We start from the raw sequence: 13,130 nt of genomic DNA, 5'->3' as shown, positions 1-13,130 counted from the left end.
TCAGATGGCTTCAGCGAGAACGGTTGAGTCCGCGCAGCGCCAGCCGCAGCAGCGCGCCGACGTCCGGCACCGGCTGCGCCTCGGCCTGCGGGGTGACGGCGGCGACCGCCTCGTCCGCCTCGCGCGGCGCGTAGCCGAGGCCGACCAGCGCGGAGTGCAGCTGCTCGCTCCACGGCGCCGGCCCGGTGGCGACCGGCTTCTGCGCGGGGACCGCGCCGTGCGGGGCGCCCAGCTTGTCCTTGTACTCCAGCAGCAGCTTGGCGGCCTTGGCCTTGCCGATGCCGGGCACCGCCACCAGTGCCTTCTCGTCGCCGTTCGCGACCGCGAGGCGCAGCGCGTCGGGGCTGTGCACTCCGAGGATCGCCTGGGCGAGCTTGGGGCCGACGCCCGGCGCCGCCTGCAGGATCTCGAAGATCGCCCGCTCGTCGTCGTCCGCGAAGCCGAACAGGGTCAGCGAGTCCTCCCGGACCACCAGCGAGGTCGCCAGCCGGGCCGGCTCCCCCAGCCGCAGACCGGCCATGGTGTTCGGGGTGCACTGCACGGCCATGCCGACCCCGCCGACCTCGACCACCGCGACGCCGCCGGACAGCGCCGCCACGGGTCCTTGCACGAAGGCGATCATCGGGTGGTTCCTCTCGGGCCGTGCGGGGAGCTGGTACGGGCCGCCAGGATCGCGGCCTCCAGGCGGTTGGCGGCGCCGCCGCGCCAGATGTGGCAGATGGCCAGCGCCAGCGCGTCGGCGGCGTCGGCCGGTTTGGGGGGCGCGTCCAGCCGCAGCAGCCGCTGCACCATGGCCGTGACCTGCGCCTTGTCGGCCCGGCCCGAGCCGGTGACGGCGGCCTTGACCTCGCTGGGGGTGTGCAGGGTGACCGGTATGCCGCGCCGGGTCGCGCAGAGCATCGCCACCGCGCTGGCCTGCGCCGTGCCCATCACGGTGCGGACGTTGTGCTGGGCGAAGACCCGCTCGACCGCCACCAGGTCGGGCCGGTGCTCGTCCAGCCAGGCCTCGATGCCCTGCTCCACCAGCAGCAGCCGGTGCCCGATCTCCGCCTCGGCGGGGGTGCGCACCACACCGACGCCGGCCATCCGCAGCGGCCGGCCCGGCGCGCCCTCGACCACGCCGACGCCGCACCTGGTCAGCCCAGGGTCGACACCCAGCACCCGTACCAAGGCTCCCCCTCCCTCATGCTCTCCTCCGACCTGCGAAGGCTACCCGTCACCACCGACAGCGCCCCGAACGACACCGGCCCGGCGGTCCTGGGGACCGCCGGGCCGGAAGGGGGCACGATCACTCGGCGTCGAGCTGCGCACCGACCTCGTCGCTGATGTCGAAGTTGGCGAAGACGTTCTGCACGTCGTCGCTGTCCTCCAGGGCGTCGATCAGCTTCAGGATCTTGCGGGCGCCGTCGACGTCCAGCTCGACCTGCATGCTCGGCAGGAAGTTGGCCTCGGCCGAGTCGTAGTCGACGCCGGCGTCCACCAGGGCGGTGCGGACGGCGACCATCCGGGAGGCCTCGGAGACGATCTCGAAGGAGTCGCCGAGGTCGTTGATCTCCTCGGGCTCCTGGTCCAGGACGACCTCGAAGAGCTTGTCCTCGTCCACGCCGTCCGCCTTGGGGACGATCACGACGCCCTTGCGGGTGAACAGGTAGGAGACCGAGCCCGGGTCGGCCATCGAGCCGCCGTTGCGGGTCATCGCCACGCGCACGTCGGAGGCGGCGCGGTTGCGGTTGTCGGTGAGGCACTCGATGAGCACCGCGACGCCGTTCGGGCCGTAGCCCTCGTACATGATGGTCTGGTAGTCGGCTCCGCCGGCCTCCAGACCGCCACCGCGCTTGACGGCGCGGTTGATGTTGTCGATCGGGACCGAGCTCTTCTTCGCCTTCTGGATGGCGTCGTAGAGCGTCGGGTTGCCGGCCGGGTCGGGGCCGCCGGTGCGCGCCGCCACCTCGATGTTCTTGATCATCTTGGCGAAGAGCTTGCCGCGCTTGGCGTCGATCACGGCCTTCTTGTGCTTGGTGGTAGCCCACTTAGAGTGGCCGGACATCGCCAGCTCCTTTACGTCGCCAAAGGGAAATGAACAGATGAGATCTTACCGGTGCGGCCGCCGCCCGACCGCACACGGTCACCTACGCGCGGTCACGCGGCGGCGAGGTGCTCCTCGACCATGCGCACGAAGTAGGCGTGCACCCGGTGGTCGCCGGTGAGCTCCGGGTGGAACGAGGTGGCCAGCAGGTTGCCCTGGCGCACGGCCACGATCCGGCTCTCCGGGCCGTCGGCGGCCGGCAGCTCGGCCAGCACCTCGACGGCCGCGCCGACCGACTCCACCCAGGGGGCGCGGATGAACACGCCGTGCACCGGGGCGTCGTCCAGGCCGCGGAAGGCGATGCCGGACTCGAAGGACTCGTTCTGGCGGCCGAAGGCGTTGCGGCGCACCGTCATGTCGATGCCGCCGACCGTCTCCTGGTCCTCGCGCCCGTCCAGGATCTTGTCGGCCAGCATGATCATGCCGGCGCAGGTCCCGTACACCGGCATGCCGGCGGCGACCCGCTCGCGCAGCGGGTCCATCACGCCGAACAGCAGGGCCAGCTTGGACATCGTGGTGGACTCCCCGCCGGGGATCACCAGCGCGTCGACCTCGGCCAGCTCCTCCGCGCGACGGACCGGACGCGCCAGCGCGTCGGCCTCGGCCAGGGCGATCAGGTGCTCGCGGACATCACCCTGGAGGGCGAGGACGCCGATGACTGGAGTGGACACTTCTCGTACCTCTTGACTCTCGAACTCGACGACGCACGGCGGCCCGCCGCGCCGATGATCTCACCGCGCGGCGGGCCGTCCACAGCGCATTACCAGCCGCGGTTGGCGTACCGCTCGCTCTCGGGCAGGGTGTCGCAGTTGATGCCGACCATGGCCTCGCCCAGGTTGCGGGAGGCGTCGGCGATGATCTTCGGGTCGTCGAAGAAGGTGGTGGCCTTGACGATCGCGGCGGCGCGCTTGGCCGGGTCGCCCGACTTGAAGATGCCCGAGCCGACGAAGACGCCCTCGGCACCCAGCTGGCGCATCAGCGCGGCGTCGGCCGGGGTGGCCACGCCACCGGCGGAGAACAGGACGACCGGCAGCTTGCCGAGCTCGGCGACCTCCTTGACCAGCTCGTACGGGGCGCGCAGCTCCTTGGCGGCGGCGAACAGCTCGTTGTGGTCCAGGGCGCGCAGGTGGCCGATCTCGTTCTTGATCTGGCGCAGGTGGCGGACCGCCTCGACGACGTTGCCGGTACCGGCCTCGCCCTTGGAGCGGATCATGGCCGCACCCTCGGCGATGCGGCGCAGCGCCTCGCCCAGGTTGGTGGCACCGCAGACGAAGGGGGTGGTGAAGGCCCACTTGTCGGAGTGGTTGACCTCGTCGGCCGGGGTCAGCACCTCGGACTCGTCGATGTAGTCGACACCCAGCGACTGCAGGACCTGGGCCTCGACGAAGTGGCCGATCCGGGACTTCGCCATGACCGGGATCGAGACCGCGCCGATGATCTCCTCGATCATGTTCGGGTCCGACATGCGCGCCACGCCGCCGTCCTTGCGGATGTCGGCCGGCACCCGCTCCAGGGCCATGACGGCCACAGCGCCGGCGTCCTCGGCGATCTTGGCCTGCTCGGCGTTGACCACGTCCATGATCACACCGCCCTTGAGCTGCTCGGCCATGCCGCGCTTGACCCGGGCGGTACCGATCTGCGGCTGGTCTGCGGTGGTGGGGGTGGTGGACACGTGAGACCTCACTCGAAGATGAACCAGTGCTATCGCCCTATGGTAGGCGGAAGAAACCGGCCCTCCATGCGCCACCAAGTCCAGCCGCTCCGGTGGGATACGACAAAGAGGCCGTATCCGGGGCAAGCCGTCACCGCAGGTGGAGCGGGTGCCACGGACAGGTCCCGCACGACACGTCCTAGGCGGGAGCACCCTCAGGAGTGAGTGCCACCGGCGGCGCGTCGTCCATCTCGAAGGCCATCGGGAACGGCGCCTTGCCCGCCAGCCGGAAGTACCGCACCAGCCGGTGCTCACGCACCGCCCGCGCCGCCCGCACCGCGTCGTTGTGGAACCGCCGCGCCATCGGCACCCGCCGCACCGCCGCCGTCAGATCCCGCACCGCGTCCTCGCCGCCCGGCTCCGCCACCAGCGCCGCCACCTGCTCCGACTCCGCGAACACCGCCCGCAGCGCCAGGCTCAGCTGGCTCTCCGCCACCTCGCGCTGCTCGTCCTCCGCCTGACGGGCCGCGTGCGCCGCGTCCAGCAGCAGCAGCGACGCCGCCGGATCCAGCAGCGAGGACGTCGCCAGCTCCATCGCCACCGACGCCCGGCGGACCAGCTGCGCGTCCAGCGCCGCACGGGCGGCGTCGATCCGGGCGTGCAGCCGGTCCAGCCTTCCGGCCGTCCAACTCAGGTACATGCCGAACAGCACCACGGCCACGCCGGCCCAGATCCAGGTAGTCACGGGGCGCTACGCTACCGGGTGCCCCCGGTTCACCCCTCGATCGCGGTGTTCCGGTACGCGTCGCGGTCGATGTCACGCACGTCCACCGCCAGGTGCAGCCGCTCCCCCGGCGCCGGCTTCACCCGCTCCGCCAGCAGCGCCAGCACCCCCTCGGTGAGCGCCGACTTCGCCTCCGGGCTGCGCCCCGGGAAGATCTGGAACTGCACGAACACCTGCGCCTCGGGACGCTCGCTCCAGCCGACCACGACCTCCGGGTCGGTCGGCCGGAAGATCGTCTTGCAGCCCTCCGGCTGGGCGGCGATGGTCTCCACCGCCAGCCGGTTGATCGCCAGGCCCAGCTCACGGCGGTCGAAGGAACCGGCCAGGCTCGGGGAGTAGTCGACGGAGATCTGCGGCATCGGGCCCTCCAGGGACACGGGGACTGCGGACGGTGGAACCGTCCGACCTTAACCGCGCCCGCCGCCCGTTCAGTCCCGGGCCAGCCCGAACCGGCCGCGCCGCCCGCTGCGCTCGTCCTCCACCACCGCGGCCTCCCCCGCCGTCACCGTCTCGTACACGGCCAGGATGTCCGCGCCCACCGTCGACCAGTCGAACCGCCGCACGTGCCGCGACGCCGCCTTGCGCAGCTCCTCCAGCCGGGCCGGATCCCCCAGCAGCCGCAGCGCGGTGCGCGCCAGCGCGTCCGCGTCCTCGACCGGGAAGAGCTCGCCCGCGTCCCCGCCGTCCAGCACCTGCTTGAACGCGTCCAGGTCGCTCGCCAGCACCGGCGCCCCCGCCGACATCGCCTCGACCAGGATGATCCCGAAGCTCTCGCCACCGGTGTTCGGCGCCACGTACAGGTCCACGCTGCGCAGCAGCCGGGCCTTGTCCCGGTCGCTCACCATGCCGAGGAACTCCACCTGCGCCCGGACCTCCGGCGCCAGCCCGGCGACCGCCTCCTCCTCATCGCCCTTTCCCGCCACCAGCAGCCGCACCCCCGGCCGCTCCGCGAGGATCCGCGGCAGCGCCGCCAGCAGCGTCGGCAGCCCCTTGCGCGGCTCGTTGATCCGGCCGATGAAGCCGATCGTCCCCGGCCGCCCCTCGGCCGCACCGCCGCTCCACCGCTCGTCCGGCTCCGCCCCGGCGAAGAAGCCCACGTCCACGCCGTTGGGGATCACCACCGCGTCCCCGCCCAGGTGCTCCACCAGGGTGCGCCGCGCGTACTCGCTCACCGCGATCCGCGCCCGCATCTTCTCCAGTCCCGGCTGCAGGATCGGCGAGGCCGCGATCATCGCCCGCGAGCGCGGGTTCGAGGTGTGGAAGGTGCCCACCATCGGCCCCGACGCCGACCACGCCGCCAGCATCGACAGGCTCGGCGAGGCCGGCTCGTGCACGTGCAGGATGTCGAACCGCCCCTCGTGCAGCCACCGCCGCACCCGGGCCGCCGACAGGATCCCGAAGCTCAGCCGCGCCACCGAGCCGTTGTACGGCACCGCCACCGCGCGCCCCGCCGACACCACGTACGGCGGCAGCGCCTCGTCGTCCTCGGCCGGCGCCAGCACCGACACCTCGTGCCCCAGGCCGATCAGGTGCTCGGCGAGGTCCCGGATGTGGAACTGCACACCACCGGGGACGTCCCAGTCGTACGGGCAGACGATGCCGATCTTCACGGGTCTCCTCGAATCCTGCGGGCGGTGCGGGTGCGGGTACGGACTGCGGTCGGGCGGACGGGCGCGCTCAGGCCCCCGACGCCTCGGCCGCCGGCTCCCCGGCCGCCTCCGCCGCCGGACGGACGGCGGGCTCCCGGACGGCCGGACGGGCGCCGCCCGCGGCCCGGGACGCCCCCGCCTCCACCGTCTCACGGACCGGGAGGTCGGCCAGCCAGAAGCGCTGCAGCATGTGCCAGTCCTCCGGGTGCTCCCGGATCGCCGCCTCCCACACCCCGGCCATCGCCTGCGTCATCACCCGGGTCTTCTCCGCCCGGTCGCCCTGCGCCGGCACCACGACCTCCGGGTGCACCTGCGCCCGCATGGTCCGCCCCTCGTACCAGATCGACACCGGCAGCAGCGCCGCCCCGGTCCGCTGGCACAGCGCCGCCGGACCGGCCGGCATCCGCGTCGCCTCACCGAAGAACGACACCTCGATGCCCGCCTCCGAGAGGTCCCGGTCCCCCACCAGGCAGACCAGCTTCCCCGCCCGCAGCCGCCGCGCCAGCGTGCCCACCACGCTCACCGAGCCGCCGGTCAGCGCCAGCACCTCCATGCCCAGGCTCTCCCGGAACGCCACGAACCGGTCGAACAGCCGCTCCGGCTTCAACCGCTCCGCCACCGTCGTGAACGGGTACCCCCGGCTCGCCACCCAGGCGCCCGCCAGGTCCCAGTTGCCCATGTGCGGCAGCGCCGCCACCACGCCCCGCCCGGCGTCCAGCGCCTGCTGCACGTGCTCGAAGCCGTCCACCCGCACGTCCCGCAGCACCCGCCCGCGGCCCCAGACCGGCAGCCGGAACGACTCCTGCCAGTACCGCATGTACGAGCGCATCCCGGCGCGCGACAGCTCCCGCAGCCGGGCCTCGTCCGCCTCCGGACACACCCGCAGCAGATTCGCCTCCAGCTGCAGCACCCGCTTGCCGCGCCGTCGCCACGCGTAGTCCGCCAGCCGGTCGAACAGCGCCCGCACCACCGGCTCGGGCAGGTGCTTGAGCGCCCCCCAACCCGCCGCGTACGCCGTGTACACCAGCCGCTCCACCACTCGGTCCTTCACCGCGACTCGGTCCTCCACCGCGGGCCCCCTCTCAGCTTCCGGCCGCCACGCGGTCCGCCTCGAACGCCTCACGGCGCACCTGCAGCATCCGCTGGAACACCGTCACCAGGCTGCCGACCGCCACCAGCCACAGCGCCACCGGCAGCAGCCACTCCACGTACGGCACCCCGAACGTGTGCAGACCCGCCACACCGGCCGCCACCAGACTGATCACCAGCCGCTCGGCCCGCTCCACCAGCCCCGACACGTCGCACGGCAGCCCCTGGCTCTCCGCCCGCGCCTTGGTGTACGACACCACCAGCCCGCTCGCCAGGCAGAACACCGCGACCGCGCACAGCAGGTTGTTGTCACCCTTGCCCGCGTACCACATCGCCAGACCACCGAAGACCGCCGCGTCGGCGACCCGGTCCAGCGTCGAGTCCAGGAACGCCCCCCACTTCGTGGACCGCCCCAGCTGCCGCGCCATGTTCCCGTCCACCAGGTCCGAGAAGATGAACAGCGTGATCGTGATGGTGCCCCAGAAGAACTCCCCGCGCGGGAAGAACACCAGCGCGCCCGCCACCGAACCGGCCGTGCCGACCAGCGTCACGGTGTCCGGGCTCACACCCAAACGGATGAGGAACGCGGCGAACGGGGTCAGGACACGTGTGAAGAAGGCACGCGCGTATTTGTTGAGCATGGCCTTCCCGACCGCTCCGATCTCCCTGGTACCCGCCTGCGGCCAGATGCGCGGCAGACGACCCGATGGATCAGCCCATCCGGCGCACCCATCGTAGCCACGCCCACCGACCTCCCCCGGCACACACCGCCCCCGGATGCCGCTCGCGCGCCCCTCGCCGCCCCCGCCCCTAGACTTTCACCGACAGCCTCGGCGCGACGGGAGGAGACCCCGATGCCCGACCGCAGCAACGCCAGAGCCGGCCAGGCCCCCGCCGTCACCGGCCCGGGCGACCTGCGCAACGTCGTCCTCATCGGCTGCGCCGGCGTGGGCAAGACCACCCTCGCCGAATCCCTCGCCCACGCCGCCGGCGCCATCGGCCGCCCCGGACGGGTGACCGACGGCACCACCGTCTCCGACCACGAATCCATCGAGCACCAGCAGCAGCGCTCCGTACAGCTCTCCGTGCTCCCCCTGGAGTGGCGCGGCACCAAGATCAACCTGATCGACCCGCCCGGCCACCCCGACTTCGCCGCCGACCTGCGCGCCGCCCTGCACGCCGCCGACGCCGCCGTCTTCGTCGTCTCCGCCACCGACCCCGTCACCGCCCCCACCCGCGCCCTGTGGCGCGAGTGCGCGGCCGAGAACATCCCGCGCGCCATCGCCGTCGCCAAACTCGACATCGCCCGCGGCAGCCTCGACGACATCCTCACCGCCTGCCACGACGCCTTCGGCCTCGGCCCCGACACCCTCCGGCCGCTGTTCCTGCCCGTCCACCACGACGGCCGGCCCGACGGCAGCGTCGACCTCCTCACCGGCCACACCTACGGCCAGGCCGACCCCCTGCCCGACAGCGCCCCCGCCCGCGAGAGCCTCGTCGAAGCCATCTCCGGCCAGGACGACGCCCTCATGGAGCAGTACCTCACCGGCGAAACCCCCGACACCGACTCCCTCGAAGCCGGCATGCGCCGCGAGGTCCTCGCCTGCACCCTCCACCCCGCCGTCCCCACCAGCGAACACGGCCTCGGCGCCACCGAACTCCTCGACCTCATCACCACCACCTTCCCCACCCCCGCCGAACGCACCCGCCCCGCCCCCGACTGCGACCCCGACGCACCCCTCGCCGCCCAGGTCGTCCGCGTCACCGGCGACGCCTACGTCGGCCGCATCAGCCTGCTGCGCCTCTACGCCGGCACCCTGCGCCCCGACACCCGCATCCGCCTCACCGGCCCCGACCACCCCGCCGAGCAGGACGGCGAGGAACGCGTCACCGGCCTCACCAGCCCCTTCGGCAAGCTCCAGCGACCCGTCCCGCACGCCGTCGCCGGCGACCTCGTCTGCGCCGCCAAACTCACCACCGCCCGCGCCGGCGACACCCTCCAGGAACCCGGCGGCCAGCTCGAACTCGACACCTGGACCCTGCCCGAGCCCCTGCTGCCCATCGCCGTCGAGGCCCACAGCAAGGCCGACGACGACAAGCTCTCCCAGGCCCTCTCCCGGCTCGCCGCCGAGGACCCCGCGCTACGCCTCGAACAGAACCCCGACACCCACCAGCTCGTCCTCTGGTGCACCGGGGAGGCCCACGCCGACGCCGTCCTCGACCGGCTGCGCAACCGCCACGGCGTCCACGTCGACACCGTCGAGCACAGGGTCGCCCTGCGCGAGACCTTCGGCACCGCCGCCGCCGGCCACGGGCGCCTCGTCAAACAGTCCGGCGGCCACGGCCAGTACGCCATCTGCGACCTGGAGGTCGAACCCCTTCCCGCCGGCTCCGGCTTCGAGTTCCAGGAGCACGTCGTCGGCGGCTCCGTCCCCAAGCACTTCATCCCCTCCGTCGAGAAGGGCGTCCGCGCCCAGCTCGCCAAGGGCGTCGCCACCGGCCACCCGCTCGTCGACATCCGGGTCACCCTCACCGACGGCAAGGCGCACTCCGTCGACTCCTCCGACGCCGCCTTCCAGAACGCCGCCGCCCTCGCCCTGCGCGACGCCGCCGAACACGCCGTCATCCGGCTCCTCGAACCCGTCGCCGCCGTCGGCGTCCTGCTGCCCGACGACTACCTCGGCGCCGTCCTCGGCGACCTCTCCGCCCGCCGCGGCCGCGTCCTCGGCACCGAGACCGGCGGCCCCGGCCTCACCCTGCTGCGCGCCGAGGTCCCCGAACTCGAACTCGCCCGCTACCCCGTCGACCTGCGCTCGCTGACCCACGGCACCGCCGAGTTCACCCGCGCCCACCTGCGCCACGAGCCCATGCCGGCCGCCCTCGCCGCCCGCTTCGACGGCCGGGACGACTAGTCTCCGAATCGCCGCGGCTCAGCGCCGCGGCAGCGCGCAGGCCGGCGTCCCGCCCGGCATCCGGTGCCGGTTCTTCGCCACCCAGCGGTACACCAGCGCCGCCACCGGCCGCACCGGCGCCAGCGCCAGCACCCCGCCCAGGTACGCCCACACCCCGCCCGAACGCATCAGCAGCCGCGCCACCGCCTGCGCCCCGCCGTACACCCGGCCCGCCGGCGTCACCCAGAGCACCTCGCGCTCCGCGCGCTCCCAGGACACCTCCGCGCGCCCCCCGGCCACCGCGTCCAGCCCCGCCAGGTCCGCGAACTGGAACGGCACCGCCTCCCAGCCCCCCGACGCCAGCGTCTGCCGCGGATAGCGCTCCGCCCAGGTCACGCACGTCGTGCAGAACCCGCAGTCCCCGTCGAACACCAGCACCGGATCCGTCAGTCCATCGCTCTCCATGCCGTCATCGTGCACCATCCCGTCCGACCGCCCGCGACCGGGCACCGGACGGTGCGTCGGACGGTCGAAACGTGGGCATCATGCCCCACAGGTCCATCGTGGCCCGTTCGTGACGGCACTTCAGACGATCATGCCCGCGCCGGCACCCCGGCACGGTAACCTGCCGCAGGACAAAGGGGAGGAGGGGACGCCACCGTGACCACACTCGACATGACCCCGGGTGCGCAGATACCCCGGACCGACGCCGGACCGCAGACCGCCGGCACCCAGGCGCTCTCCTCGGCCGCCTACCGCGACACCAACCTGGAGGAGGGCGCCGGCAAACTCGACGGCGTCAGCGCGAAGAAGGGCCGCTTCGCCCTGTTCGCGCCCAACTTCGGCGAGGCCTTCAGCAAGGCGCTCATCTCGCGCGCGCTCGGCGGCGACCGCAAGCCCCTGGTGCCCTCCTTCGGGGTGGAAACCCGCCAGATCGTCGAGCACGCCCTCGCCGCCGAGGAGATCCGCCGCAACCGCGACCGGCAGCTGTCCACCGTCTCCGTCGTCACGGGCCTGCTCTGCCTGCCCGGCGCCCTGGTCTGGCTCGGCGCCTTCCAGCTGCGCGCCTGGCTCAAGCGCGACAACCCCAAGAACGCCGGCGCCTACGGGGCCGCCGTCCTGCTCCTGGCCGCCGCGCTCGCCGTGCTGCTCGCGATCAAGCCACCGGCCGGCGGCATCCTCGGCCTCTACCTGCGCGTCGTCATGCTCGCCCCGGTGATCGGCTGGTACCTCGCCCGGCGGATCGTCGAACGCACCGCCGTCGACCTGCGCGCCCGCTGGCTCTCCCTGGCCGACGGCAACGCCGTCGCCGCGACCGTCCCGATGGCCGTCCCCCGCGACGACCTCGACAAGAAGGCCGCCGACCTGCGCGCCAAACTCGGCCGCCTGGAGGCCGAGCAGGAGACCAACGTCCAGCACTACGCCGGCCCCAAGGGCATCCTCGGCGCCGGCCGCCGCTGGGGCGAGTGGAAGCTCATCGACACCCTGCGTCCCGCCGAGGGGCAGATCGACTTCCGCCAGTTCCACCCCTGGGACCTCGTCCGCAAGATCTCCGGCCACCTCAAGGCCCTGGGCATCAGCGAGGTCGCCAACAGCGGCATGCCCAACGTCCAGGTCAAGCAGTGGGTCGTCTTCGAGGTCGGCGAGAGCGCCGACGAGATCAGCCGCCCCGGCAGCGCCGACATGGACGGCGACCACATGCGCGACTTCGCTGTCCAGGCCATCGCCGACAAGCAGACCTTCGGCGGCGGACCCCGGCACTACCTCGCCACCCAGTTCATCACCCACGACGGCAAGCTCGTCCTGACCTTCACCGTCACCGTCGTCCTGCTCGCCAACACCCTCAACATCACCGTCGCCGGCTACGCCCTCGGCCCGATCAACGGCTTCTTCTTCGACAAGCCCAAGGACAAGGAGAAGTCGGTCTCCAAGACCTTCCGGTTCTGGGAGGACCGCACGGTCAAGCTCCCGCTGATCGACAACGACGAGGTCGTCCGGCAGGCCGTCCGCGCCCCCTTCTACCGGACGCCCAGCCTGCTCTCCTGGCTCGGCGGCGGCCTCGGCCTGCCCGAGCCCTTCGGTCTGCGGCACACCTGGGCCGGCCAGCCCTGGGGCACCCGCACCATGGCCGACAACGCGCTCAACGCCTCCCACCCGGTGCTCGCCGCGGTCCACACCGCCACCCTGGAGTTCCTCGCCGAGCACGACCTCGACACCGAGCGCGCCTTCAAGGGCCGCGCGGCCGGACTCAAGGCCGAGGCCCAGGGCAGCCGCCCGTTCAGGGTCGACCAGTACGACGCCGGCTGAGCCGACCACCTGCCCACCGACGCGCAGGGCCCCCGCCGACTCGACGGTCGGCGGGGGCCCTGCGCGTCGCGGGTCTCAGCCCTGCGGCCAGGCCTCGGCCAGCATCTTCCGGGTGTCCGCCAGCAGCTGCGGCAGCACCTTGGTGTGCCCGACCACCGGCATGAAGTTGGTGTCCCCGCCCCAGCGCGGCACCACGTGCTGGTGCAGGTGGGCCGCGATGCCGGCGCCGGCCGCCGCGCCCTGGTTCATGCCGATGTTGAAGCCGTGCGCGCCCGAGGCCGCGCGCAGCGCCGTCATCGCCTTCTTGGTGAAGACCGCCAGCTCGGCCGTCTCCGCCTCGTCCAGCTCGGTGTAGTCCGCCGCGTGCCGGAACGGGACCACCATGAGGTGCCCGCCGTTGTACGGGTACAGGTTGAGCACCGCGTACACGGAGTTGCCGCGCGCGACGACCAGCCCGTCCTCGTCGCTCAGCGACGGGATCGAGCAGAACGGGCAGCCGTCGTCCGGAGCCGGGCCGGTGGGCTTGTTCTCGCCCTGGATGTAGGCCATCCGATGGGGGGTCCACAGGCGGCGGAAGCCGTCCGGCTCCCCGACGCCCTGCTGCAGTTCCGGCTCAGTCGTCATGCTGATCAGCATATTCGCCCAACCGTGGTTGCGAAGCCGCGCGGGGCGG

Annotated in this window: 14 protein-coding genes; 2 read left to right on the top strand and 12 right to left on the bottom strand. The window is 72.8% G+C overall.

What is annotated here, in order from left to right; all coding sequences use genetic code 11:
- Window positions 1–10: 10 nt before the first annotated feature.
- From ruvA to pgsA, 10 genes are all read right to left on the bottom strand, one after another.
- Entirely contained in the window at window positions 11–622 is a 612-nt protein-coding gene (gene ruvA, locus ACFU9E_RS31490) for a Holliday junction branch migration protein RuvA (RefSeq protein ID WP_355374438.1), read from the bottom strand.
- The gene (gene ruvC / locus ACFU9E_RS31485; RefSeq protein ID WP_380687487.1) at window positions 619–1,170 is read right to left on the bottom strand and encodes a crossover junction endodeoxyribonuclease RuvC; all 552 of its coding nucleotides are present in this window, start codon (window positions 1,168–1,170) and stop codon (window positions 619–621) included. The genes ruvA and ruvC overlap by 4 nt, the downstream gene beginning before the upstream one ends.
- Window positions 1,171–1,288: 118 nt before the next feature.
- Complete coding sequence (locus tag ACFU9E_RS31480; RefSeq protein WP_355374443.1) at window positions 1,289–2,047, bottom strand: YebC/PmpR family DNA-binding transcriptional regulator; 759 nt, start codon at window positions 2,045–2,047, stop codon at window positions 1,289–1,291.
- Window positions 2,048–2,139: 92 nt separating this feature from the next.
- Window positions 2,140–2,757 carry a pyridoxal 5'-phosphate synthase glutaminase subunit PdxT gene (gene pdxT / locus ACFU9E_RS31475; RefSeq protein WP_380690270.1) on the bottom strand — a complete coding sequence of 206 codons (618 nt, stop codon included), beginning with the start codon at window positions 2,755–2,757 and terminating at the stop codon, window positions 2,140–2,142.
- An 89-nt stretch (window positions 2,758–2,846) separates the two neighbouring features.
- Window positions 2,847–3,758 carry a pyridoxal 5'-phosphate synthase lyase subunit PdxS gene (gene pdxS / locus ACFU9E_RS31470; protein WP_350545123.1) on the bottom strand — a complete coding sequence of 304 codons (912 nt, stop codon included), beginning with the start codon at window positions 3,756–3,758 and terminating at the stop codon, window positions 2,847–2,849.
- Between the two features lie 178 nt (window positions 3,759–3,936).
- Window positions 3,937–4,482: a hypothetical protein gene (locus tag ACFU9E_RS31465; RefSeq protein ID WP_380685660.1), complete on the bottom strand. Its 546-nt coding sequence runs from the start codon at window positions 4,480–4,482 to the stop codon at window positions 3,937–3,939.
- 29 nt (window positions 4,483–4,511) lie between these two features.
- Entirely contained in the window at window positions 4,512–4,880 is a 369-nt protein-coding gene (locus tag ACFU9E_RS31460) for a 5-carboxymethyl-2-hydroxymuconate Delta-isomerase (protein ID WP_380685658.1), read from the bottom strand.
- A 69-nt stretch (window positions 4,881–4,949) separates the two neighbouring features.
- Window positions 4,950–6,131 carry a glycosyltransferase family 4 protein gene (locus ACFU9E_RS31455; RefSeq protein ID WP_380685656.1) on the bottom strand — a complete coding sequence of 394 codons (1,182 nt, stop codon included), beginning with the start codon at window positions 6,129–6,131 and terminating at the stop codon, window positions 4,950–4,952.
- A gap of 67 nt (window positions 6,132–6,198) precedes the next feature.
- On the bottom strand, window positions 6,199–7,221 hold the full coding sequence (locus tag ACFU9E_RS31450) for a phosphatidylinositol mannoside acyltransferase (protein ID WP_380685654.1): 1,023 nt from the start codon (window positions 7,219–7,221) through the stop codon (window positions 6,199–6,201).
- 31 nt (window positions 7,222–7,252) lie between these two features.
- A complete protein-coding gene (pgsA, locus tag ACFU9E_RS31445; RefSeq protein ID WP_380685652.1) occupies window positions 7,253–7,900 on the bottom strand; it encodes a phosphatidylinositol phosphate synthase in 648 nt (215 codons plus the stop codon).
- Between the two features lie 213 nt (window positions 7,901–8,113).
- Between pgsA and ACFU9E_RS31440 the strand changes: the two genes are divergently transcribed.
- On the top strand, window positions 8,114–10,171 hold the full coding sequence (locus ACFU9E_RS31440) for an elongation factor G-like protein EF-G2 (protein ID WP_380685650.1): 2,058 nt from the start codon (window positions 8,114–8,116) through the stop codon (window positions 10,169–10,171).
- A gap of 18 nt (window positions 10,172–10,189) precedes the next feature.
- On the opposite strand, the gene ACFU9E_RS31435 is transcribed toward ACFU9E_RS31440, so the two are convergent.
- Complete coding sequence (locus ACFU9E_RS31435) at window positions 10,190–10,615, bottom strand: thiol-disulfide oxidoreductase DCC family protein (RefSeq protein ID WP_380685648.1); 426 nt, start codon at window positions 10,613–10,615, stop codon at window positions 10,190–10,192.
- 195 nt (window positions 10,616–10,810) lie between these two features.
- Here ACFU9E_RS31435 and ACFU9E_RS31430 point away from each other — a divergent pair, with 195 nt between their 5' ends.
- Complete coding sequence (locus ACFU9E_RS31430) at window positions 10,811–12,457, top strand: hypothetical protein (protein WP_380685646.1); 1,647 nt, start codon at window positions 10,811–10,813, stop codon at window positions 12,455–12,457.
- A 75-nt stretch (window positions 12,458–12,532) separates the two neighbouring features.
- On the opposite strand, the gene ACFU9E_RS31425 is transcribed toward ACFU9E_RS31430, so the two are convergent.
- Complete coding sequence (locus tag ACFU9E_RS31425) at window positions 12,533–13,093, bottom strand: HIT family protein (RefSeq protein WP_380685596.1); 561 nt, start codon at window positions 13,091–13,093, stop codon at window positions 12,533–12,535.
- Between the last annotated feature and the right edge of the window lie 37 nt (window positions 13,094–13,130).

Origin of the sequence: Kitasatospora sp. NPDC057595, assembly GCF_042800875.1 — a bacterium.
Lineage (GTDB): Bacteria > Actinomycetota > Actinomycetes > Streptomycetales > Streptomycetaceae > Kitasatospora.
The sequence above is the reverse complement of the archived record's forward strand: the minus strand, read 5'-3'. Positions and strand labels throughout refer to the sequence as shown.

Excerpts from the sequence above, each read along its gene's own strand:
- ruvA (WP_355374438.1), bottom strand. The coding sequence starts at position 622 with ATGATCGCCTTCGTGCAAGGACCCGTGGCGGCGCTGTCCGGCGGCGTC.
- ACFU9E_RS31480 (WP_355374443.1), bottom strand. The coding sequence starts at position 2,047 with ATGTCCGGCCACTCTAAGTGGGCTACCACCAAGCACAAGAAGGCCGTG.
- ACFU9E_RS31460 (WP_380685658.1), bottom strand. The coding sequence starts at position 4,880 with ATGCCGCAGATCTCCGTCGACTACTCCCCGAGCCTGGCCGGTTCCTTC.
- pgsA (WP_380685652.1), bottom strand. The coding sequence starts at position 7,900 with ATGCTCAACAAATACGCGCGTGCCTTCTTCACACGTGTCCTGACCCCG.
- ACFU9E_RS31440 (WP_380685650.1), top strand. The coding sequence starts at position 8,114 with ATGCCCGACCGCAGCAACGCCAGAGCCGGCCAGGCCCCCGCCGTCACC.
- ACFU9E_RS31435 (WP_380685648.1), bottom strand. The coding sequence starts at position 10,615 with ATGGAGAGCGATGGACTGACGGATCCGGTGCTGGTGTTCGACGGGGAC.
- ACFU9E_RS31425 (WP_380685596.1), bottom strand. The coding sequence starts at position 13,093 with ATGCTGATCAGCATGACGACTGAGCCGGAACTGCAGCAGGGCGTCGGG.